Origin of the sequence: Collinsella sp. i06-0019-1H4, assembly GCF_042849575.1 — a bacterium.
In the GTDB taxonomy this organism is placed as follows: Bacteria; Actinomycetota; Coriobacteriia; order Coriobacteriales; family Coriobacteriaceae; genus Collinsella.
Genome location: NZ_BAABYB010000001.1, coordinates 1,670,390 through 1,690,531, shown reverse-complemented (window position 1 = coordinate 1,690,531; position 20,142 = coordinate 1,670,390). Strand labels below are relative to the sequence as shown.

Sequence of the window (20,142 nt, the reverse complement as noted above, 5' to 3'; positions counted from 1 at the left end):
GGCCAAGGTAAAAATCGGGGGCACAGAACGGTGTCCTGCGCCCCCGATTGAGTCGATGTGTCTAAAAGGCGGGCTTGCCTATTCGCTGTCGTCCCCAGCGCTTTCGCGGCCATTGGCAAGCATTGCTGCGCCGGCGACCGTCGTCGCCACGGCGGCAGCGGCGAGCCCGGCGGCGATGCCAGAGCCGTCGCCCGTGCCGGCGAGTTTTCCGCCCGAGCCCTTGCTCTTGTTGCCCTTGCCGTTCTTGTCGGCGCTGCCTGCGTTGGAACCCGTGCCACCGTCCGTGCCGCCTGCACTGCCCGAGGCCGCTACGGTAAAGCTTACGGCTCCATCGCTGGCGAGTATGTAGTTTTGTTCCGCGTCGCCCAAAAGGCCTTTCGCGCGCACCCAGTACGTCCCTGCGGCAAATGTTTCGCCCTCGGCCATTGCCGTGCCCGGAGCGCCGTTCGCGTCGTGCGCAAACTCGAGCTGGGCCGTGCAGGCATCGGTTTCGAGCTTGCCCTCGAGTGATGCCGCAATCTTGGCGCGCACGTCTTCGCCGGCCTTAAGGCCTTCGAGTCCCTCAAAATGGGGCGTCAGCGCGCGTCGATCGATATCGATGGGCACAGAGCCCTGCAGCCCCGTAACGGTCTCGTTGCCCAGGGCGTCGACATCCACATATTTGATGTCAAACGCATCGCCCGAAGCTGTCGCGTTGAGCGCTTTGCTGCTGTCGGCAAGGCGGAAATGACCCTCGCCAACGGTCTTGCCATCCTGGAGCGAGGCATCGCTCAGCGAGTCGCCGTACGTCATGCGCATGCGGGTCGGGAGATAGTACGGGAGATAGTACGAAGCCGTCTGCTTGTGCTCCGTATCGTAATTGCGCTGATAGATGCTCCGGGCCAGCGCCGCATCAACAAAGTCGGATGCGATGATGCCAATGTGCTTGAGGTAATCTGACTTTGTATCCCCGGTGCCGCTGGGATTGATGTACGGGCTCTTGTACAGATGCTCGTCGACCACTCGCGCTGCGGTAAAAGGGTTGTTTTGCGTGCAGCTCGTGTAGTTGATAAACCAGCAGCGCTCCGTTGCCTGCACCGTTGTCCCGTCCGCGGCGGTGATATCTACGGTGCTGCGCTTGAACTCGGCCGCCGCCTTCAGGGCCATATCGACCCAGTCGATTTTACTGGACCCCGTGCAGTTGTAATGGTCTTGGGCATATACCGTTGTGCTATAGGGCTCTTTGTCGCCCGTATTGCCCGCAGCCTCAAAGCCTTGCTCGTATTTCACGAGGCACATGGACTTTCCGGAATGCGCCTTGATTTTGTCGTCCCATTCGGTGAGGTCGAGGCCCCACGTGTGGCCGTCTACGCTGTCGCCGGCGAGTTTAAATCGACGCAGCAGGACGATCTTTCCGCGCACCTCGTTCAGTGTGGGGACATGGCTCGACGTATAGAACAGATCGGAGTTATTGTCCATAACATTGGCGAAAGCCGTCGTAACACTGTCGTCGGTGGCTTCGTCGTTGCCTCGTGACACCAGCATGATGAGCGCTTCTGACGGGTTTTCGTTCAAAAATGTTTTGAAGTAACCGATGACATCGGAGAGATGTATAAAGCCCCCGTCTTTTTTGAGCAGGTAGCATATTCCATGGTCGATGCCGGGGTCGCCGTTCTCGTTGTTCTTTCCAAGTCGGATATCAAAATAGCGAATGCCTTCGAGCAGCTGCGTGGGGATGTAATCCTGCTGGCACTTTGCAAGCGAGGTTTGGGGCTCGGTGTCGTTGTCGACGCTGCAGGTGCTTGAATCATGCGTGCCCGGGATGCTCAGCTCGTCGAGGTAATTTGTTGCCGTCGACGTATTTCATCCAGCATGGTCCGTCGACGTAGCTGCTATACTTGATCCAGTCGATACTTCTAACCGTGGTATTGATCTCGCCCTTGTCGTAACCGACAAGTTCGAGCTCCCACGGAATACTCTTCCTCTTGTGGCAGATCTTGTTGTTGTCTTGGTCTTTGCCGTCCTTTTCTATGGCCAGGTAATTAATGTCTTTTTTCTCGTTTGTGCGGTCTCGGATGATGTAGGTTCCGTTTGACTGGCGGTCGAACGCAAAAGAGCGACTGGGCTTGCCGTCATGCTCGCCACTCCATACGTGGATGACCTTTCCATCTTTGTCCGAGTCGCCATCGACCGACCAAATGCTGTAGCCCGTCTTCTTGTGCTCTTCGAAATTGAGCAGGGTGCGGATGGCATACCAATTTCTATTATCTGTATCGGTCTCTACGTGCTCAAGGATGAGCTTGCTGGACGTGCCGTCATTAAACAGGTGGCAGACGTTGCCGATGACGTTGCCGTCTTCGTTGACGCTCGCGGTGCGAAAATAGCCCGCGGGGCGAAGGCGAATGACGAACTTGTCGAGGGTGGCCGCCGGTGTGGGTGCGTCTTCTGCAAATGCCGCGCGCACGGGAAGGCCCAATCCCGCGGTTTCGGGCAGGCTTACAAATGGCGACAATGCTGCGAGTCCTAGGCCCAACGTGAATGCTCGACGGCTAATGGCGTGGTGTTCGGTCATAACTTCTCCATTCGCAGAGTGCGGTTATGCGATAGTTTTGGTCACTATACTGCCCAGATGTTTAAAGACGCCGGTTTAATTGTCTGCGCGGCGCAATAAATCGGCGGGTGGACGTGTTGGGGTGTTTGTCGTGTTCGTACTGTTGCCACATTTGGGGCGGTTCCGGCGTCCGGCGTCCTCGCGTTCGTCGGCTACCGGCATAAGAAAAGGAGGGTCGGTTTACCGGCCCTCCCTTGGTACGAAGCGCTGGGATACCGTCGCTTGTTTACGCTGCGCCCGTGTTTCCCGCTGCGCTCGCCAGTCGCTTAGCGTTTAGTCTCGATATCCTCGAGCTTAACGTCCATGGCCTCGGTCTTGGCCTTGGCGATGTCGTCGGCAAATTCCAGAGACTCCATCATGGTCTCGACGGCGTCCTTGTGTTCCTCGACGTTGTCGATGCGCACGTACACGCTGCCGCCGTCAACGTCGGTGAAGTACTCGGTCGTCACGCCGCCCGAGTGCGTAAAGTAGGCGCTGCGCCAGGTCTTGCCGTTGTACTTAACGGGATCGCTCTCGGTCCATCCGGAGTTGGCCTTCCACTTTGCCTCGTAGTCAAACAGTTCATCGGCCTTCTTGTCAGGATCGAAGACGGGGATGAAGCGGTCGCTGGCATGCTCGCTCTCGGTGAACTTAAACTGGGCCCTGTCGGCGGTATCGCCTGCGACGTCCGTGATTTCGACGCCCTCGGGGACTTCGACCTTAAACCAAATGAAGTCGGTCCTCATATCCACGGCTGGCTTTTCCGCTCCACCGCCACCGCCGCTGCCGGTAGCGCCGCCGCTGCCACCGCAACCCACCAAGGCAACTGCGGCAAAGAGACTGATGCAGAGGGTGAGAATCGCAAAGGCCTTCTTTTTCATGGTCGTGTCCTCCTCGATCTGTAACCGTCCATGGATTACCTGCCTTTACTGTACGCGCGAGCGGCTCGTAAGGGTGGGCCATGTGTCCCATTCTGAGGGCCGGATTTGCGCCGGCAAGTGGCAATATGTCCGGGCGCAAAAGAGGGGAGGGCCGGCCGATCCGATCCTCCCCTGGCTGGGCGTCCGATCATTTAATGACTGCGCATGCGATGCTGCGTGCGATCCCCTAATGCTTGATCTCGATGCTCGAAATCTCGACTTCGCGTGCCTCGGCAACTGCCTTCGCCATGTCATCGGGAAACTCGATGGAGTTGAGGAGCGCCTCGGCTTCTTTCTTATGCAGATCGAAGTTCGAGATGAGGACGTAGACGCTTCCCGGCTCAACGTCGGTAAAGAGGAGGGTTGAGACGCCGCTGTTGTCCGCGTACGTTCCGACGAGCCACGTCCTGCCGTTATACTCGACGGACCCGCCATCCTTCCACTGGAACGTATCACCTTTCTTTTCTGCCTGGTCGGCGTGGGATTCCTCTGCCGTCAGCGCTTTTTTCCAAACGGGGATAAAGCGATCGGCCGAACCGTTCTCGTCTTCGGGGAAGGTGAGCTGGACCCTGTCGGCGTTCTTGCCGGCGGAGTCGCTTACGCCAACGCTCTCGGGCATCTCGATCTTAAACCAGATAAAGTCGGTCTTCTTGGCGACGGGAGCTTTTTCCTTGCCCTCGCTCTTGGATGCGCTGCTGCCCCCGCCCGATCCGCTCTCGCCGCAGCCGACAAGGGCGAGTGCGGCAAAGAGGGCGATGCACAGGGAAAGGATCGATAGGGTCTTTTTCTTCATGGTGGCGTCCTCCTTGTCTGCCGATGACATCACGGCGCCGCATGCTGTTGGGGTACTGATTGCGCTGGCGGCGGATGTCTCTGTGTACTGTGCGGCTTATGCCTCCGTTCATCGCTTGTGGCCGTTGCGCGGCCGTGCCCCAACGGGTTCCTTACTTATAGATATGCCCCAGCTTGTGCTACCCGGGAGTCTCGAAAGGTGGGCCATATGTCCCATGTTTGCGTGTGCGGGCTTGCCGCAAGGTGGGCCTTGCGCTGGGCAAGCGTGCGGCTTGGTTGATTCTCCCAATGTTGCGCAACAGCGCCCTGGGTGGGGGCGTATAGACTTGGCTGTGACAAAAGCTAAACCACGAAAGGTCGAACGATGTTCTGTCAAAAATGCGGACAGCAAGTGCCTGATGGATCGACGTTTTGTACGCACTGTGGGGCTTCGCTGGCTGGCGGTTCCGCGCCGACGTCCGCGGGCGCTGGTCCTTCCTCTGCCCCGGGCCTGACCCAGTCGATGCCGCCGGTCGCGCTCGCGCCTCAAAAGTCTAAGAGCAAAGCTCCGGTTGTCATCGCGGTGGCGTGTGCCGCCGTGGTACTCCTTGGGGGTGGCACGGTGTTTGCGCTCACGATGCTTAACGGGTCCAAGAGCTCTGACACGCAAATCTCGGTGATCGATACCGGGTCTTCGGACGAGAAAGATTCTTCTGCCAAGAAGAAGAGCGACAAGTCCAAGTCTAAGGAATCCTCGTCGTCCGATGACGAGGCCGTTCCCGAGAACGAGTCGGCATACTACGGTTCGGCTGATTTGGACGATTACCTGACCGACGTGCATACGTACACGAACGACATGCATCCTTATAGCATGTCGATTCCCAATCGCTTTGAGATGGAAGATACTCCCAGCGGCAGTGGCGCCAGGTATGAGGATCCGGAGACGGGTTTTGTGATCAACCTGTTTGGCTTCGCTAACGTCAACGACGAAACTGTGAGCGAGGTGTTTGCCCACGAAAACACCTCGGGCAAGACTGACCTTTATACTGCGGCAGACGACGACTGGTATGTGATTTCGTGGCGCGAGGACGATACGATCATTTACGAAAAGACGATCGTCACGGATTTGACGATTGCCACGGCGCATTTGGAGTACTCGACCGCGAACCGCGACATGGGGTCGAAGATTATCGATACGCTGCTGCCGACGTTCCAGGTGGATTAGGCATCCGTGCCTATAGCCGGCAATCGGAAACGCCGATAGCCAGAGCTCCTGACAGTCTTTGTCTTATGGGCTAGACTGGCTTGGACAAGATCGATGAATGGGACAACCGCTTCCTGGCGTCGTTGTCCCATTTTTTATTATGCGTGCGGCCCTTGGTGGCCGGCGCGGTGGGCAGAGGTGTTTCGATGAGCCAAGAGATGATGGATAAAACCTGTCGCGGTTTTGCCGAGGCGTTGGCTGCACGCGAGCCGGTTCCCGGCGGCGGTAGCGCGAGCGCGTTTGTGGGAGCACTGGGTGCCTCGCTGTGCGGGATGGTTGCTCGCTATGGCGCGGCGAACCCCGCGCTTGCCGATCGCGCGGACGATCTGACGCACGCGTTTGCCCAGGCGGATGAGTTGGCACAGGAACTTGTGGGTCTGGTCGCCGAGGATGTTCGTGCGTACGGCCAGGTGTCTGCGGCATACGGTATTTCGCGCGAGGATTCGGCTCGACCGGCCGCGATTCAGGATGCGCTGCACGTGGCAGCCATGCCGCCGTACCGCATTATGGACGCCTGCGGCCGCGCGCTGGCGCTGCTCGAGGATATGGCGGACAAGGGCTCCCGACAGCTGCTGTCCGACGTGGCATGCGGTGCCGTGTTCTGCCGCGCCGCCATGCAGGGCGCGAGCTTGACGCTCTTTGCGAACACCACGTCTATGAAAGATCGTGTCCGCGCCGAGGAGCTCGAGGCTGCATGTGACAAGTTGCTCGATACGTGGCTGCCGCGCGCCGATGCTCTGGCGCGCCGCGCCGCCGATGCCGCAAGGAAGAGGGGATAGCCATGGCAGAGCTGCTGAAGGGCGCTCCCGTTGCCCGCGCGTTGACTGAGGAACTCGCTGCTCGCTGCATGACTTTGCGCGAGCGCGGCGTTGTTCCGACGCTGGCCATCGTTCGTGTGGGCGAGCGCGAGGACGACCTGTCCTACGAGCGCGGTGCCCTCAAACGCTGCGAGAAGGTCGGTATTGAGGCTCGCCGCGTATTGCTTCCCTCCGATGTTTCGCAGGATGAGCTGCTGGCGGCTATTAAGGACATCAATGCCGACCCTGCTGTTCATGGCTGCCTGATGTTTCGTCCGCTGCCCGCTGGACTTGACGAGGATGCAGTTGCTGCGGCACTCGATCCTGTCAAGGACGTTGACTCCATGACGCCGGCCTCGCTGCTTACCACGCTTTCGGGGCGAGGCGAGGGCTTTGCTCCTTGCACCGCCGAGGCCGTGCTGTCGTTGCTGGGCCATTACGACGTTGAGCTGGATGGGGCCAAGGTCGCGGTCGTCGGTCGATCGCTGGTGATTGGTCGTCCCGTTGCCGCCATGCTTACGGCTCGCAATGCCACAGTGACGACGTGCCATACGCATACGCGCGACTTGGCTGCCGAGTGCCGTTCTGCCGACATTGTTGTTGCCGCGGTTGGACGTGCGCACACGATTGGCGCGGATGCGGTCCGTGAGGGCCAGACGATTATCGATGTGGGCATTAACTGGGACGAGGCCGCTGGCAAGCTGGTCGGCGATGTCGATTTCGATGCTGCGGAACCGATCGTTAACGCCATCACACCCGTGCCGGGCGGCGTGGGCGCCGTGACGACGGCGATTCTCGCCAAACACGTGATTGAGGCGGCGGAGCGTGCATCGAAATAGGCGTTTTGGGCTGTTTGAGGGGCCGGTTATATACCTCGTGGTCAAAAAATGCCAAATATGAGTACTGTTGCAAAGATGGTCACATATATTTTAGGTCATTTTGGCTCTCTATCGGTATTTATTATCGATAGAGAGCCAATTTTATTGGACCAATGAGGAATTACATCGTCCAGCTTTTGAACAAATGTAGATTATTGGCACCTGTGTCCAGCGAAATTGCTGCTACTAAATTGGTGACAGTACTCATATTTGGCATTTTTTGACCACAGGGGTCCCGAGGGGGTCTCGAGGGGCCGCGGTTTCGCCCTTTTTGCGTCGAAGCGATACACTGTTGCCGTTTGATTTCTTCGCTCAAGGAGGATGCGCATGCCGTGCACAACGATTTTGGTTGGTAAGAACGCGAGCTACGACGGGTCGACTCTGGTCGCGCGTAACGAGGACTCGTCCAACGGGGTGTTTGAGCCCAAGCGTATGCGCGTGGTGCATCCCGACGAGCAGCCGCGCGTCTACACGAGTGTCCTGAGCCACCTGACCGTTGAGCTGCCCGTCAACCCCATGCGTTACACAAGCGTTCCCGATGTTGTCCCGGGTCATGGCATTTGGGCCGAGGCCGGCTTCAACGAGCTCAACGTTGGCATGTCCGCAACCGAGACGCTCACCACCAACGAGCGCGTCCGCGGCGCCGATCCGCTTGTCGACTACGTGCCCGCCAAGGGCAACGAGGGCGAGGACGGCTATGTTCCGGCGCAGCCCGGCGGTCTGGGCGAGGAGGACATGGTGACCCTGGTGCTGCCGTATGCCAAGTCCGCCCGCGACGGTGTGCGTATCCTGGGCGACCTGCTCGAGCGCTACGGCACCTACGAGAACAACGGCATCGCCTTTAGTGACGTGGACGAGATCTGGTGGCTCGAGACCATCGGCGGCCACCACTGGATCGCCAAGCGCGTGCCCGATGACGCCTATGTGACCATGCCTAACCAGCTGGGTATCGATAGCTTTGACCTGGACGATGCCGAGGGCGCCCAGGTCGACCATATGTGCTCCGCCGACCTGCGCTCCTGGATGGCCGAGTGGCATCTGGACCTGACGCTGGGCGTCGAGGGCGACGGTCCCGCTGCGGTCTTTAACCCGCGCGAGGCCTTTGGCTCGCACAGCGACAGCGACCACGTCTACAACACGCCGCGCGCCTGGTATATGCAGCGCTGCCTCAACCCCAGCGATGTGTGGGACGGTCCCGAGGCCGACTACACGCCCGAGAGCGACGATATCCCCTGGAGCCGCGTGCCCGAGCGCAAGGTGACCATCGAGGATATCAAGTACGTGCTTTCGAGCCACTACCAGGGTACGGAGTACGACTGCTACGGCAGCAAGGGCACGCCCGCCACGCGCGGCGCCTATCGTCCCATCGGCATCAACCGCAACGGTCAGCTCGCCGTGCTGCAACTGCGCCCCTATGCACGGCCGGCGTATCGCGCCGTACAGTGGATGGCCTTTGGCTCTAACTCGTTTAACGCGCTCGTGCCGCTGTACGCCAATGTCGAGACCATGCCCGAGTACTATGCCGACACGCAGGCCCGCGTGACGTCGGAGAATTTCTATTGGGCAAATCGCCTGATCGGTGCCTTGGCCGATGTTCGTTTCCACGAGTGTGGTCGCGCGGTCGAGGATTATCAGGAGAAGGTCGGCGGCATGGGCCACAAGCAGATTCACGACGTTGACGCTGTCGTAGCCGCACTGCCCGAGACTGAGGTGCCTGCCGAGCTCGCCCGCGCCAACGAGGCCTTTGCCGAGCTCGTGCGCGTGGAGACCGATGCTCTGTTGGGCAAGGTGCTCTACACCACGAGCTGTGCCATGAAGAATTCCTTCGCGATGAACGATAACGTAAGGTAAAGACGGCCTTGCAGCGAGCGAGCGGGGCAAACGCCGTCAAAGGCTTTGCCCCGCTCGATTTCTATCTTGGCGGCAAAACGATTTTGTGTCGTTCGCTCAATCTTGGGTACAAGAAGGCCAATGCAGTTGTTCACGATTGGAGCCAACCATGGTTATGAAATTCGATCAGCTTGTTAACGGTGCCATCAACGTGGGCTTCGGCGCCGCCGCCGTTGCCGTCGAGGGCGGCAAGAAGGTCCTCGACGACCTCAATACCAAAGGCGAGCAGGTTCGCAAGGACGCCGGCACTCCCGATATCGCCCGCAGCGTGTCCGACATGTTCGAGCAGGCCGGTGGCACCATTTCCGACCTGACCGAGCGTCTGGGCATGCAGGGTGAGACTGCGGCGCAGCGCGTGCTCGACGAGCTCATCCTGGCCCGCGTCCGCGTTATGACCGCCCCCGAGCGCACAGCCTTTTTGGCCCATGTGCGCGACATCGTCGATTCGGTCGAGGACAACGTGACTTCGGTGCCCGTCGAGTCCGTTGAGCCCGACGATGCAGAGGACACCGAAGAGGCCGAGTAGCAGCGCAGATGGCAGATTCCACCACCGATTACAACAATCTAGATCCCTTGGGTGACGAGGCGGCGGTTGTCGATGAGGTCGATGCCGCCGTCTCGGGCGCTCGCAAGAAGCCGCGTGCTGTCGATATGGTTCCCGAAGAGCCCGACGCGATGGCGCCGGACGAGGAATACCAGCTCACGCCGGCAGGCCGCCGCGAACGCATTGGGCAGATCGTTCGCCTGATCAAAAAGTACCGCGTATGGGATAACCTCACGCCGGTGCGCCTGCGTCGTCTGCTCGAAGAGCTCGGCCCCATGTTCGTCAAGATGGGGCAGATCCTGGCCAACCGGTCCGAGATTTTGCCGCAGCGGTTTTGCGACGAGCTGCGTCGCCTGCGCTCCGACGTAGAGCCGGTGCCGTATGAGGTAGTGCTCCGCTGTCTGGAAGAGGAGTACGGCCAGCGCCTGGGGCAGATGTTCGACGCGATCGACCCCAACCCGCTCGGAAGCGCGTCGCTCGCGCAGGTACACCGTGCCCGTCTGGTGACAGGCGAGGACGTGGCCGTTAAGGTGCAGCGCCCCGGTGCGCAGCAGGTGATGGCGCAGGACATCGACATCATCCGTTCGGTGGTGCGCATCGTTTCCAAGTTCGTCAACACCGATCAGTTTGTTGACCTGCACGGTGTGGTCGAAGAGCTGTGGACCTCATTTCGCGAGGAGACCAACTTTTTGGCCGAGGCCAAAAACCTCAACGATTTCTATGACTTCCACAAAAGCGTGCACGGCGTTTCGTGTCCCAAATCCTACCTGGACCTTTGCACCGAACACGTCGTGGTCATGGACTACATCGACGGCATCTCCATTGCCGATCCCGAGCGCCTGGTGGCCGAGGGCTATGACCTGGAAAAGATCGGCTCGGCGATCGTCGAGGACTATTCGACGCAGGTGCTCGACGATGGCTTTTTCCATGCCGACCCGCATGCGGGAAACATCATCCTCAAGGACGGCATCGTTTACTTTATTGACCTGGGCATGGTCGGGCGCATGTCGAGCCACGACCGCGGTATCGTCAAGGACATGATCTTTGCCGTGGCCGAGGGCGACGTGCCCAAGCTCAAGGATTCGCTCATGCGCTTTGCCGTGACGCGCGGCGATTCGGCCGAGCTCGACCATTCGGCCTTTTTGTCCGACTTGGACTTTATCGTGGCTGACTTTGCGGGCCTTGACCTGAAGGATCTGGATATCGGCGAGTTTTTGACCTCGCTGTTAAACCTCGCGCGTAAGAATGACGTTGAGCTGCCGAGCGTGGTGACGATGTTCGCGCGTGGCATGGTGACGCTCGAGGGTTTGCTGACCGAGTATATGCCCAACGTCAACATGATCCAGATCATCCAGACGCATATCAAAAACGAGAAGAGTACCTACGCACGCATGCGCGACATGAGTCGCGATTTCGCGGCGAGTAGCTACCGAGCGGCAAAAGGATCGCTCGAGGCGGCCGAGTATCTGGGCTTGGCGTCGCGCATGCTCACACGCGGCCAGCTTAAGGTGAACACGCAGATCATGAGCAGCGATAAGGCGCTGCGACAGCTGGGTGGAATTATCGACCGCATGTCGATGGCAATTGTGATTGCCGGCCTGTTTATCGGCTCGTCGGTGGTGTACTACGCGCGCATCGAGCCGGTTGTGTTCGGTATCCCGGTCATTGGTTTTATGGGCTACGTGAGTGCGCTGGTGCTGGCGCTGATGCTGGGCCGCGAGATCTGGCGCAACAGCCACGGCGGCAAGCGTTAATGACCCCTGGGGGACGGAGGAAAACGGATCATTTTGCTCAGCGATCCATCCATGCCCTAATCTATCGCAAACAATAGCTTTTACCTTGGGCTTCGCCTGCGTACGGGGCCCTTTTGCGTGATACCATACTGACAGTAATAATCAATGGCCTAGATGGTGGTGCGGAGACGCACGAATGCGTGGTTTTCCTGCGCATTTGGGAGAATCGGGGTGCAAGTCCCCGGCTGTACCAGTAACCGTAATTCCTCTTGGCTCGGGATGCTCGCGTCGCAGATCGGACGACGTACCCGAGCCGTTAAGGTTAAGTCGGATCGCCTCCCATCTTGCATGCGGCTGCGGCGTATGCCGCCGGTGTGCATAGGGCTCTGGAGGGAAGGGGGACCCCGATGGGGGAACTCGAGCGCAGCATGCGCGATGACGTGGGGCAGCCTCAGGGCAACGCTCCAAGTACAGACAATGGGGGACAAATGGATATGTTTGAGGACGAGCGCAAGCGCGCCTCGTTGCGCCGCCATGGGGCGATCGCGCGCGGCGTAGCCAAGCGCGGCCTGGTGGCATTCCTGGCCTTCGCGATGGCCTTTGGCACCACACCGGCCCAGCTGTGGGCCGATGGCGCCGAGGGCATTGCCGAGGCCGTGGCTCAGGCCACAACGCCGAGCGAGGGCGCGCAGGCCACGGACGGTGCTGCAGATACTACCGCGGCTGCTGCCGACGCAAACGATTCGGCTGCAGGTGGCTCCTCCGAAACTGGGGATACGGGTTCGGCCGCGCCTGACAACGTGAGCGATGATGCATCGGACGACCCCGCTGCGTCAGACCCTGCTTCGGCCACCCCGGCGAGCGAGGCGTCTGACACCACCGCCGAGACCGGCGACGCGACTGCGGTGGCCAGCGAGCCCAGTGTTGCCAAGGCCGCGTCTCGTGCCGCTGATACGTTTTCCTCGAATAATGGTGTCAGCGTCGGAAAAAGCCAGTCGCCTTCTCGTTGGGCTGGCTCTAACTTCACCGCTTTTATCCAGAGCAATACTACGCTCTATGCGAATGTTTGGACTTCGTCCAGCAAGCGCGCCAGCGCTTCGGGCTGCACCTATCAGTGGCTTGCTGCCGACATCAGCAACAAGAGCGATGCGGACAATTCCGCATTTGTTCCTGTCGAGGGCCAGACGGGCGCATCGATCGTTTTGGACGATGCCCTGCGTACTCAGCTTAACGGCAAGTGCCTGCGCGTACGCATTACCGATGCAAGCGGTAACGTCATCTACGGCCCGACCAAGGGCGCCAACAACCAAAAGCTGACGGCGACGAACACCATCAAGGCACCCGTTCCTACCAAGACGGCCCTGGATGCAAAGTCTTATGTCCTCATCCAGTCTTCGGCAGACGATTCGAGCTCGTATTCGTCCGTCAAGGCCGAGATACTGAACCCTGGCACTACACTTTGGGCGAATGCCTACGACGGCGAAGCGGTCCCCAATAAGCGTATTGCGGCGCAGGGTGGCTGGACCTATCAGTGGCTTGCGTCCGATACGCGCGATGCCGAGGACTCTGCCTATCAGGTGATTCCCGGTCAGACCGGCCAGTCGCTAACGATTACGGACGAACTCGCCTCGCAGCTTGCGGGCAAGTACATTCGCGTTAAGGTTGTCGGCGATGGCCAGGAGCTGTACGGTCCGAGCAGCTCTTTCGGGACGCCCGCGTCTGTTGGCTACAATACGCCGGGTCCTGTTGCCGCGAGTGACCAGATCGCGTTAGGCCACATCGTTCTCGCCTATAACGGCGCCGAATTTGGCGACGATTATGAGAACGTCCCCAACGCTAACGTCGGTGACACGATTAAGGCTGCCGCCTACTACCTTAACTACGACACGCCGACTGACCTCTATGGCTCCGACAAGGTCGATTTTTCTTGGTGGGTGGCCGATTCTGCTGACGGCACGTTCGAGCAGGTTGCAACTGGTGATACCTTCACGGTTACCAAGGAGTGCGCGAACCGCTACCTCAAGGTGGTCGCTAAGGCCAAGAAGGGTATCCCCGGCTCCGATAGCTGTGAGACCAAGGCGGGCCGCATTCTGCCCAAGGGCGCGACGGCGCTCGATTCAGTTGCATTTACCAATGCGAGCAAGGGCGCCAAGGACACTGGCTCTACGATTGAGGCGTGCGCCTACAAGGCGGTCGATTACTCGTCTGAGCCGGTTACCGAGGGCGTTACCTACACGTGGCGTTGGTCCTCTGTCGACCCGTCTTCCTCTGCGTTTGATGCGAAGACCGACTGGCATGTGGTCGAGGGCAAAACCGACAGCAGCTTTACGATTCCCGATGACTACGCCAAGCGCTGGGTGAGCGTGTCGGCCACTGCGGGCGATAACACCGTAGAGGCGACTACTGCTGTGGCCGTTAAGGCCGCAGGCTCGCACGAGCTGTTCCTGGCGTATCTCAAAAAGATCGTCGGCGATCAGAGCGATGACGCCAAGTTTGTCTACAAGAGTGGCGAAAAGATCGGTGTTACTGCATTCGAGAAGACGTCTGCAGGAACAAAGGGTGCCGAGCTTACATCTGATCAACTGACGTATACGTGGCAGATTGCCGATAGCGCCCAGGGTCCGTTCACGACGCTGACGGATGAGAACGCGCACAGGCCGTCGTTCGTAATTTCGCAAAAGTACGTCGGCAAGTACCTCAAGTGCATCGTCGACGGTGGCTACAACACCGACTATGCCTCCACGCGTTATGCCATCGTCAAGGGCGAAGATGCCAAGGCGTATACCCTGACATCGGTTAATGTCGCTTCGAGCGGCAACCTTGCACAGGTCGGCGGAACGCTTACCCCTACTGCCAATTACATGGCAACGGGCGATTGGGGCGATTACGAGACGGCACTCCCCGAGGGCTCCCTCGTCGATTACCGCTGGTATCTCGCCGATGACGCTGAGGGCACAAATGCCCACGAGCTGTTTGGCGCCGACGAAACGACCGGCGCGATCACGCTTCCCGCCTCGGCTGAGGGCAAATACGCCTATGTCGTGGCAAACGCCGGCAACAACGATGTCAAGAGCACCGCTTGGCTCGTTAATTCTTCCGACGAAAAGTCTCTTTCCGTTAACGTCAGGGTTGTAGGCGTAAGCAAGCACGATGTCGGTCAGTCCTATGACCTTGTGGACTGGGTGCCGACGGCCTCGTTTGAGTGGTCGAGTACCCAAAAAATGTCTGCCTGGGACATCTTTGCCAAGGTGCTTGACGACGCCGGCTATAGCTATAGCACGGACGGCGGCGTTCCCTATTCGGTTACGAACCCCGATAAGTCCCAGACGCTCGCGATGGAAAACACGGCGTCCGGCTATAAGTACTGGCGTTTTGATATTAATGGCAAGGCTGCCAACTCTTATGCCACGGGCTACTACCCGAGCGATGGCGACACGCTCGAGCTCGTGTACGAGGATCCCACGGGCACGGTTTCCACGCAGGTTTCCGCGACGTGTTCGGTCGTCGGCACCGACGCTAAGGGTGCTCAGCAGACCTGGGCCGCCGCTCAGAGCATTACGCTGAAGAAGGGCTCGACCGCGGCCGACCTCTCCGAGCAGCTCTTCAAGCAGACCGGCCTCAAGGCGGACTACGACCCCAACGGCTCCTGGGGCTGGGCGCTCAATTCGATCACGTCGCCCTTCGACTCCGGCCGCACGCTCGCCTACGACCCGACGACCGAAGCGTACTGGCAGCTGTTCATCAACGGCAAGTCCTCCATGGTCGGCGCCGGCGGCTACACGCTCAAGGCCGGCGACTCCGTCGTCTGGTACTACTCGAAGTACAACGACCCCGCTCCTGCCGATCAGCTTTCGGTAAGCTGCACCGTTATCGGCCAGGATGCTTCGGGCGCCCGGCAGACGTGGGCACAGCCTACGACAGCTCTCGTGGACGAGGGAACAACCGCTGCTGACCTTTCCGAGCAGATCTTTAAAAAGTCTGGCATTGGCGCCAAAACGGGGGAGAGCTCGTTTGGCTGGTATCTCGAGTCGCTGACCTCGCCGTTCGAAAAGAACGTGACCCTCTCGAGCGAGAAGGTTGACGAAAACACCTGGAAATATTGGCAGTTCTTTGTCAATGGCAAGCCTGTTGATGTTGGTGCGGGCGCCTATACGCTTAAGGCAAGCGACGAGATTGCTTGGGTCTATGGCTCCGACGGCACCATGCCTGGTCAGGTCTCCGTTTCGATGGAGATCATCGGCAAGAAGGACGATAAGGCTCAGCGCTGGACTGATCCTTCGATGCAGGTGTTTGTCGAGGGCACGACGATCAAGGATGCCTCTGCTGCCTACTTCGATGCCGTTGGCGTCAAGTCCAAGATGTACGACCAATTTGGTTATTGGGGCGTTCACACTCTTGTCTCTCCGCTTGATGGCACCGAGCTGTCGGGTGCTTGGTCGTTCTTTGTCAACGGCGTTCCTGGGTCTCAGCTCGATAGCGACTATGTGCTCAAGTCGGGTGACAAGATCGTCTGGGCTTATGCTGCTGGCGATACCGTTCCTAATCCCGATGAAGTCGTAGTTGATCCGAGCGCTTCGCGCCCGACCGATTGGAAAGCCGACTGGAGCGGCAATTCCAATGCGGTGGTCGAGAACGTGTCCACGCCTACGGGCGCGCTGGCAAGCTCTTGGACGTTTGATTGGAAGGCCTATTCGGGCGCCACGTACCCCAACGCGAGCGAGCCGATTGTCGTAAACGGCAATGTGTATCTCGCCGTCAACAAGCGCCTGCTTAAGATCGATGCCGAGTCGGGCAAGGTGCTGGCCGAGTCGAATCTTAAGACTGCGATTGGCTACACGACGCGTCCGATTTATACGAACGGCTTGGTCATCGTCCCGCTCGATGGCGGTGCGGTCCAGGCTCTGACGGCCGATACGCTCACGACGGTTTGGGTTACCGACCCTGTGAGCAAAACTGCTCAGTCGAATTCTCAGCTGACGGTCGATGGCAACTATCTCTATGTCGGCACCGTTGATGTCGACTATGGTAAGGGCGTGTATAACAACGGCCATCTGACGCGCATCAATATCCTGACCGGTGCCGTTTCCTGGCAGCACGTCAACGCCGATGAGGGTTATTACTGGACGGGCGCTACCGTGGGTGACGGCTTTATTCTGGTTCCCACCAGCGCCGGTACCGTTGAGATGCTCAGCAAGTCTTCGGGCGCTGTGCTTGGAAGCGTTTCCGTTGGGGCTATCGTTAACTCCTCCTGTGTGCTCTCCGCCGACGGTAGCCATGCTTATCTGATTTCGCGCGATGGCAAGCTGCACGTTTTGGCGATTTCTGACGGTAGTTCGCGTGATGCGGATGCCGCTTCGCGCATTTCCGAAGAGCGCGTCGTCGACCTGGGTCTTACGGGATGCGCCTGCATGCCTACGCTGTATGGCAACAAGCTGATTGTCGGCGGCGAGGTTTCCGGTGGCTCTGCGCTGGCGATTGTCGACCTTGATAATGACTTTGCTACGACGTTGGTTTCGTCTGCTGATGGCTCCGCGCTTCCCATCGGCGGCATCAAGGGTGCACCGCTCGTGAGCGCCCAGGCAGATGGCACGTATGTCTACTTCACGGTTAACTACGGTGCGACTTCCGACTATGTGAACTACACCTCGGGCGGCGGTGTCTATCGCTACAAGCTGGGTGACGCGCAGGCGACCGGTGCGTTTAGCGCAACGGGACACAACAACTACTGCGACTCGCCGATTGCCTGCGACGCCAAGGGCAACCTCTACTACATCAACGATTCCGGCACGTTGTTCAAGCTGAATGGTGGCGTTAAGGTCTCGTTCGAGACTGGCGAGGGTTCCAAGGTCGATTTCCAGACTACGGCCGACGGCAAGCTGGTTAAGCCTGCCGATCCGACGCGTGAGGGCTACACCTTCGGTGGCTGGTACACCGATGAGGCTTGCACGGAGGCGTATGACTTCAGCACGCCGGTGACGGCCGATATGACGCTGTATGCCAAGTGGACCAAGAACGCCGTTAACCCTGACGGCAATGGCGGTTCTGGCTCTAACGGTGGCAGCGGCTCCGGCACTGGTGCTGGTACCGGCGCGGGCACTGGCTCCGGCTCGAAGGGTGGCGCTGTCGCCCCGGGTCAGAAGCCGGTGACCAAGACGACGGTGTCGACCAAGAGCGGGACCAAGGACAACAAGTCCGACAAGAAGGACTCCGACAAGTCCGACAAGAAGGACGAGAAGAAGTCTGACAAGAAGGACGGCAAGTCCGACAAGGCATCCGCTTCCACGACCACTGCCAAGAAGTCCACTGAGGCTTCCGCGCAGGAGTCTGGCCTCAACCCGCTCGCTATTGTCGGCATCGCGGCCGGCGTGATCGGCCTCGCGCTCATCGCCGTCTTCATGCTGACCAAGCGCGGCAAGGGTGACGGTAATGCCCGATAAGCCCAAGGGGACCAACGGGCAGCAGCCCGACTCCTCGTTTATCCAGCTCGACGATGCAAAGCAAAAGGGCGCCGCTTCGGCGGCGTCCGCCCCGCGGCGCAAGGCGATGCTTGGCGCTCTGACCGCGGTTTGTATCGCGTTGATCGTCGTATCGCTGGGCTTTGTCCACCCCTCCGAGAGCGGCGCCTGGTCCATTGATTGGATCGTCCAGACCGTGACGGGGGAGAGCGTCGTCGCCAATGATGCCAAGGTGCCTGGTTCGGCTGCTGCTTCTAGCAAGGCCGACTCCAAGAATTCCAAGGTTTCGGGCGATGCGAAAGATAAGTCCAAGGACTCGGGTGACGCCAAGGGCGATTCCGAGTCTTCGAACAAGAGCTCGGATAAAAACTCGGAAGGCAAAAAGTCCGAAGAGCAGGATGGCAAGAAGTCTGGCGAAGCATCGGTTTCTCAGAATACCGGAGCTGCCGATACGACCAACACGTCTGGCGGTGCCTCTTCGGGCGGTGGCCAGTCGTCTGGCGGGGCCACGGCCTCTAACGGCGGAGGCGCTTCCACGGGCGGCCAGGGTGGCTCGCAGGAGTCTGGATACGTTACTGTGTCGGTCTCGGTTACGTCGAGTGCCGTGGGCAATCCTGTGTCCGCCGGCGGCACCTATACCTTTAACGAAGGTGCCACCGTCTACGACGCCCTATGCGCGCTCGGGCTTTCCGTCAACGCACACGGCTCATCGTACGGCACGTATGTCGCCGCGATCGGCGGTTTGGCCGAGAAGCAGTATGGCGGCACGAGCGGTTGGATGTACTCTGTCAACGGCTCGACGCCCATGACGGCCTGCAGCAACTACGTTCTCTCCAACGGCGACAACGTCGTCTGGTATTACGTAACAGGCTAGGGATCTCAACATAACGCACGGAACGGGCAGCTCGGACAAACATCCAGGCCGCCCGTTTTTTGATGCGAATGGGACGGAGTTTCCCAATCAAGGCTCAACCGGAAAGCGCATCCCACTTTTGAGCTGAATTCTGGGATGCACTTTCCGGTTGGAGTTCTATTGGGAAACTGTGTCCCGTTTTGAGGTCCTATTCTGGGATGCGGTTTCCCCGGGGAGGCCCATGGGAAAGCGTGTCCCATTTCGGCATCGTGATCCGTCTCGTGCGCTCTTATCGGCAATTATAGAAAGCTCGGCAAACAAAAAGCCGGCTGGAACGTGATGTTCCAGCCGGCTTTGCGTTCAAGCATATGTTCGGCAATCTACGACCTTGCGCCCTCGAGGAAGAAGCGGCGGCTGAAGTAGTTATACCAGGTGACCAGGAACGTGGCGATGGCCTTCATGGCCTGGTAGCCGATGCTCAAAAACGTGACGCCCACAAACATGTACAGATCGTTGAGACCCAGGCCAATCACCGACAGGATGGTGAAGATCGTAAACTCGCGCTTGCGGCTCATGCCCTCGCGATGGTCGAACACGTACTTCATGCTGAGCCAGTAGTTGACCACGACGGACGTGATAAACGAGATCGTGGTGCTCATCAAAAAGTCGAGGTGGAACAGCTCGACGAGTGCAATGAGCATGCCCCAGTCGATGCCAAAGGAGATAAGACCCACGACAGCGAACTTGAGGAACTGCTTGGTATGAGGTTGTGCCAGTGCCTTGCGCACGTAATCACATCCAATGCGTTGACGAATCGAGCAGAGGATACTTTAGAGCTTTTGCAAGGGAAACGTAAGGTCTTTGGCAAGAACTATACGAACTCGCCAAATATTCAAGAGGTAATCCGCAAACGTTGCAAATCTTCCCGCAAACGAGCAGGGCCCACGAACAACGCAGCACTCGATGCGCATCGTCCGTGGGCCCCGTAGTGCAACGAGGAGGTCGAGCTACTTGGTCTCGTCGCCCTCCAGGAAGATCTTTCGGGTCACAAAGTTGTAGACCATGACCAGCGCGGTGGCGCAAATCTTGGCGATATTGGCCTCGAGCCCCAGGCCGGCGTTGAGCGCCAGCACGATGCCGTCGTTGAGCGCCAAGCCGATCACGGACAGCACGACAAAGATGATGAACTCGCGGTTGCGGCTCATGCCCTCCTTGTGCGCAAACACGTACTTCATGCTCGCGACGTAGTTAAAGATGAGCGAGACGATAAAGCCGCTGGTATTGGCGATCAGGATATTGAGGCCCAAACCGTAGTGGAGCAGATTCATGATGCCAAAGTCGATGACCGTGGCGACGACGCCGACGACGCCAAACTTCATGATCTGCGCAAGGAGTTTTTGCATGGTACCTGCCTTAGGGTGGCGCCGGAGCGCCGCGGGGATGACAAACTCAGCAAGTTTAGCCAATC

At 59.1% G+C, this 20,142-nt stretch carries 14 protein-coding genes; 8 read left to right on the top strand and 6 right to left on the bottom strand.

Annotation, left to right across the window (positions count from 1 at the left end):
- Positions 1 to 78: 78 nt before the first annotated feature.
- The 4 genes from ACGHEN_RS07475 to ACGHEN_RS07460 form a co-directional block, all read right to left on the bottom strand.
- A complete protein-coding gene (locus ACGHEN_RS07475) occupies positions 79 to 1,803 on the bottom strand; it encodes a phosphatidylinositol-specific phospholipase C (RefSeq protein ID WP_390399401.1) in 1,725 nt (574 codons plus the stop codon).
- Positions 1,787 to 2,551 (bottom strand): hypothetical protein, encoded by a 765-nt coding sequence (locus ACGHEN_RS07470; RefSeq protein WP_390398556.1) that lies wholly within the window; start codon positions 2,549 to 2,551, stop codon positions 1,787 to 1,789. Before ACGHEN_RS07470 ends, ACGHEN_RS07475 begins: the two co-directional genes overlap by 17 nt.
- 305 nt (positions 2,552 to 2,856) lie before the next feature.
- Positions 2,857 to 3,450, bottom strand: coding sequence for a hypothetical protein (locus ACGHEN_RS07465; RefSeq protein ID WP_390398553.1), 594 nt, complete (start codon positions 3,448 to 3,450; stop codon positions 2,857 to 2,859).
- Between the two features lie 226 nt (positions 3,451 to 3,676).
- A complete protein-coding gene (locus ACGHEN_RS07460) occupies positions 3,677 to 4,282 on the bottom strand; it encodes a hypothetical protein (protein ID WP_390398551.1) in 606 nt (201 codons plus the stop codon).
- A gap of 363 nt (positions 4,283 to 4,645) precedes the next feature.
- Here ACGHEN_RS07460 and ACGHEN_RS07455 point away from each other — a divergent pair, with 363 nt between their 5' ends.
- The 8 genes from ACGHEN_RS07455 (at position 4,646) to ACGHEN_RS07420 (ending at position 18,695) form a co-directional block, all read left to right on the top strand.
- Complete coding sequence (locus ACGHEN_RS07455; protein WP_390398549.1) at positions 4,646 to 5,485, top strand: zinc-ribbon domain-containing protein; 840 nt, start codon at positions 4,646 to 4,648, stop codon at positions 5,483 to 5,485.
- Between the two features lie 185 nt (positions 5,486 to 5,670).
- On the top strand, positions 5,671 to 6,303 hold the full coding sequence (locus tag ACGHEN_RS07450; protein WP_390398546.1) for a cyclodeaminase/cyclohydrolase family protein: 633 nt from the start codon (positions 5,671 to 5,673) through the stop codon (positions 6,301 to 6,303).
- Positions 6,304 to 6,305: 2 nt separating this feature from the next.
- On the top strand, positions 6,306 to 7,160 hold the full coding sequence (locus ACGHEN_RS07445; RefSeq protein ID WP_390398544.1) for a bifunctional 5,10-methylenetetrahydrofolate dehydrogenase/5,10-methenyltetrahydrofolate cyclohydrolase: 855 nt from the start codon (positions 6,306 to 6,308) through the stop codon (positions 7,158 to 7,160).
- 366 nt (positions 7,161 to 7,526) lie between these two features.
- Positions 7,527 to 9,050 carry a C69 family dipeptidase gene (locus ACGHEN_RS07440; RefSeq protein WP_390398542.1) on the top strand — a complete coding sequence of 508 codons (1,524 nt, stop codon included), beginning with the start codon at positions 7,527 to 7,529 and terminating at the stop codon, positions 9,048 to 9,050.
- A gap of 148 nt (positions 9,051 to 9,198) precedes the next feature.
- Entirely contained in the window at positions 9,199 to 9,615 is a 417-nt protein-coding gene (locus ACGHEN_RS07435) for a hypothetical protein (RefSeq protein WP_035137332.1), read from the top strand.
- A gap of 8 nt (positions 9,616 to 9,623) precedes the next feature.
- Entirely contained in the window at positions 9,624 to 11,387 is a 1,764-nt protein-coding gene (locus ACGHEN_RS07430) for an ABC1 kinase family protein (protein WP_390398539.1), read from the top strand.
- Between the two features lie 467 nt (positions 11,388 to 11,854).
- On the top strand, positions 11,855 to 17,803 hold the full coding sequence (locus tag ACGHEN_RS07425; RefSeq protein ID WP_390398536.1) for a DUF4430 domain-containing protein: 5,949 nt from the start codon (positions 11,855 to 11,857) through the stop codon (positions 17,801 to 17,803).
- Positions 17,793 to 18,695 carry a DUF4430 domain-containing protein gene (locus tag ACGHEN_RS07420; RefSeq protein ID WP_390398534.1) on the top strand — a complete coding sequence of 301 codons (903 nt, stop codon included), beginning with the start codon at positions 17,793 to 17,795 and terminating at the stop codon, positions 18,693 to 18,695. Before ACGHEN_RS07425 ends, ACGHEN_RS07420 begins: the two co-directional genes overlap by 11 nt.
- A 359-nt stretch (positions 18,696 to 19,054) precedes the next feature.
- On the opposite strand, the gene ACGHEN_RS07415 is transcribed toward ACGHEN_RS07420, so the two are convergent.
- Together ACGHEN_RS07415 and ACGHEN_RS07410 are read right to left on the bottom strand one after the other, a co-directional pair.
- The gene (locus ACGHEN_RS07415) at positions 19,055 to 19,462 is read right to left on the bottom strand and encodes a GtrA family protein (protein WP_035137329.1); all 408 of its coding nucleotides are present in this window, start codon (positions 19,460 to 19,462) and stop codon (positions 19,055 to 19,057) included.
- A gap of 219 nt (positions 19,463 to 19,681) precedes the next feature.
- Complete coding sequence (locus tag ACGHEN_RS07410) at positions 19,682 to 20,077, bottom strand: GtrA family protein (protein WP_390398531.1); 396 nt, start codon at positions 20,075 to 20,077, stop codon at positions 19,682 to 19,684.
- Between the last annotated feature and the right edge of the window lie 65 nt (positions 20,078 to 20,142).

What these genes read in the sequence shown, in the direction of transcription:
- ACGHEN_RS07470 (WP_390398556.1), bottom strand. Translation starts at nt 2,551, where the DNA reads ATGACCGAACACCACGCCATTAGCCGTCGAGCATTCACGTTGGGCCTA.
- ACGHEN_RS07460 (WP_390398551.1), bottom strand. Translation starts at nt 4,282, where the DNA reads ATGAAGAAAAAGACCCTATCGATCCTTTCCCTGTGCATCGCCCTCTTT.
- ACGHEN_RS07445 (WP_390398544.1), top strand. Translation starts at nt 6,306, where the DNA reads ATGGCAGAGCTGCTGAAGGGCGCTCCCGTTGCCCGCGCGTTGACTGAG.
- ACGHEN_RS07455 (WP_390398549.1), top strand. Translation starts at nt 4,646, where the DNA reads ATGTTCTGTCAAAAATGCGGACAGCAAGTGCCTGATGGATCGACGTTT.
- ACGHEN_RS07420 (WP_390398534.1), top strand. Translation starts at nt 17,793, where the DNA reads ATGCCCGATAAGCCCAAGGGGACCAACGGGCAGCAGCCCGACTCCTCG.
- ACGHEN_RS07425 (WP_390398536.1), top strand. Translation starts at nt 11,855, where the DNA reads ATGGATATGTTTGAGGACGAGCGCAAGCGCGCCTCGTTGCGCCGCCAT.
- ACGHEN_RS07450 (WP_390398546.1), top strand. Translation starts at nt 5,671, where the DNA reads ATGAGCCAAGAGATGATGGATAAAACCTGTCGCGGTTTTGCCGAGGCG.
- ACGHEN_RS07465 (WP_390398553.1), bottom strand. Translation starts at nt 3,450, where the DNA reads ATGAAAAAGAAGGCCTTTGCGATTCTCACCCTCTGCATCAGTCTCTTT.
- ACGHEN_RS07410 (WP_390398531.1), bottom strand. Translation starts at nt 20,077, where the DNA reads ATGCAAAAACTCCTTGCGCAGATCATGAAGTTTGGCGTCGTCGGCGTC.
- ACGHEN_RS07435 (WP_035137332.1), top strand. Translation starts at nt 9,199, where the DNA reads ATGGTTATGAAATTCGATCAGCTTGTTAACGGTGCCATCAACGTGGGC.
- ACGHEN_RS07430 (WP_390398539.1), top strand. Translation starts at nt 9,624, where the DNA reads ATGGCAGATTCCACCACCGATTACAACAATCTAGATCCCTTGGGTGAC.
- ACGHEN_RS07440 (WP_390398542.1), top strand. Translation starts at nt 7,527, where the DNA reads ATGCCGTGCACAACGATTTTGGTTGGTAAGAACGCGAGCTACGACGGG.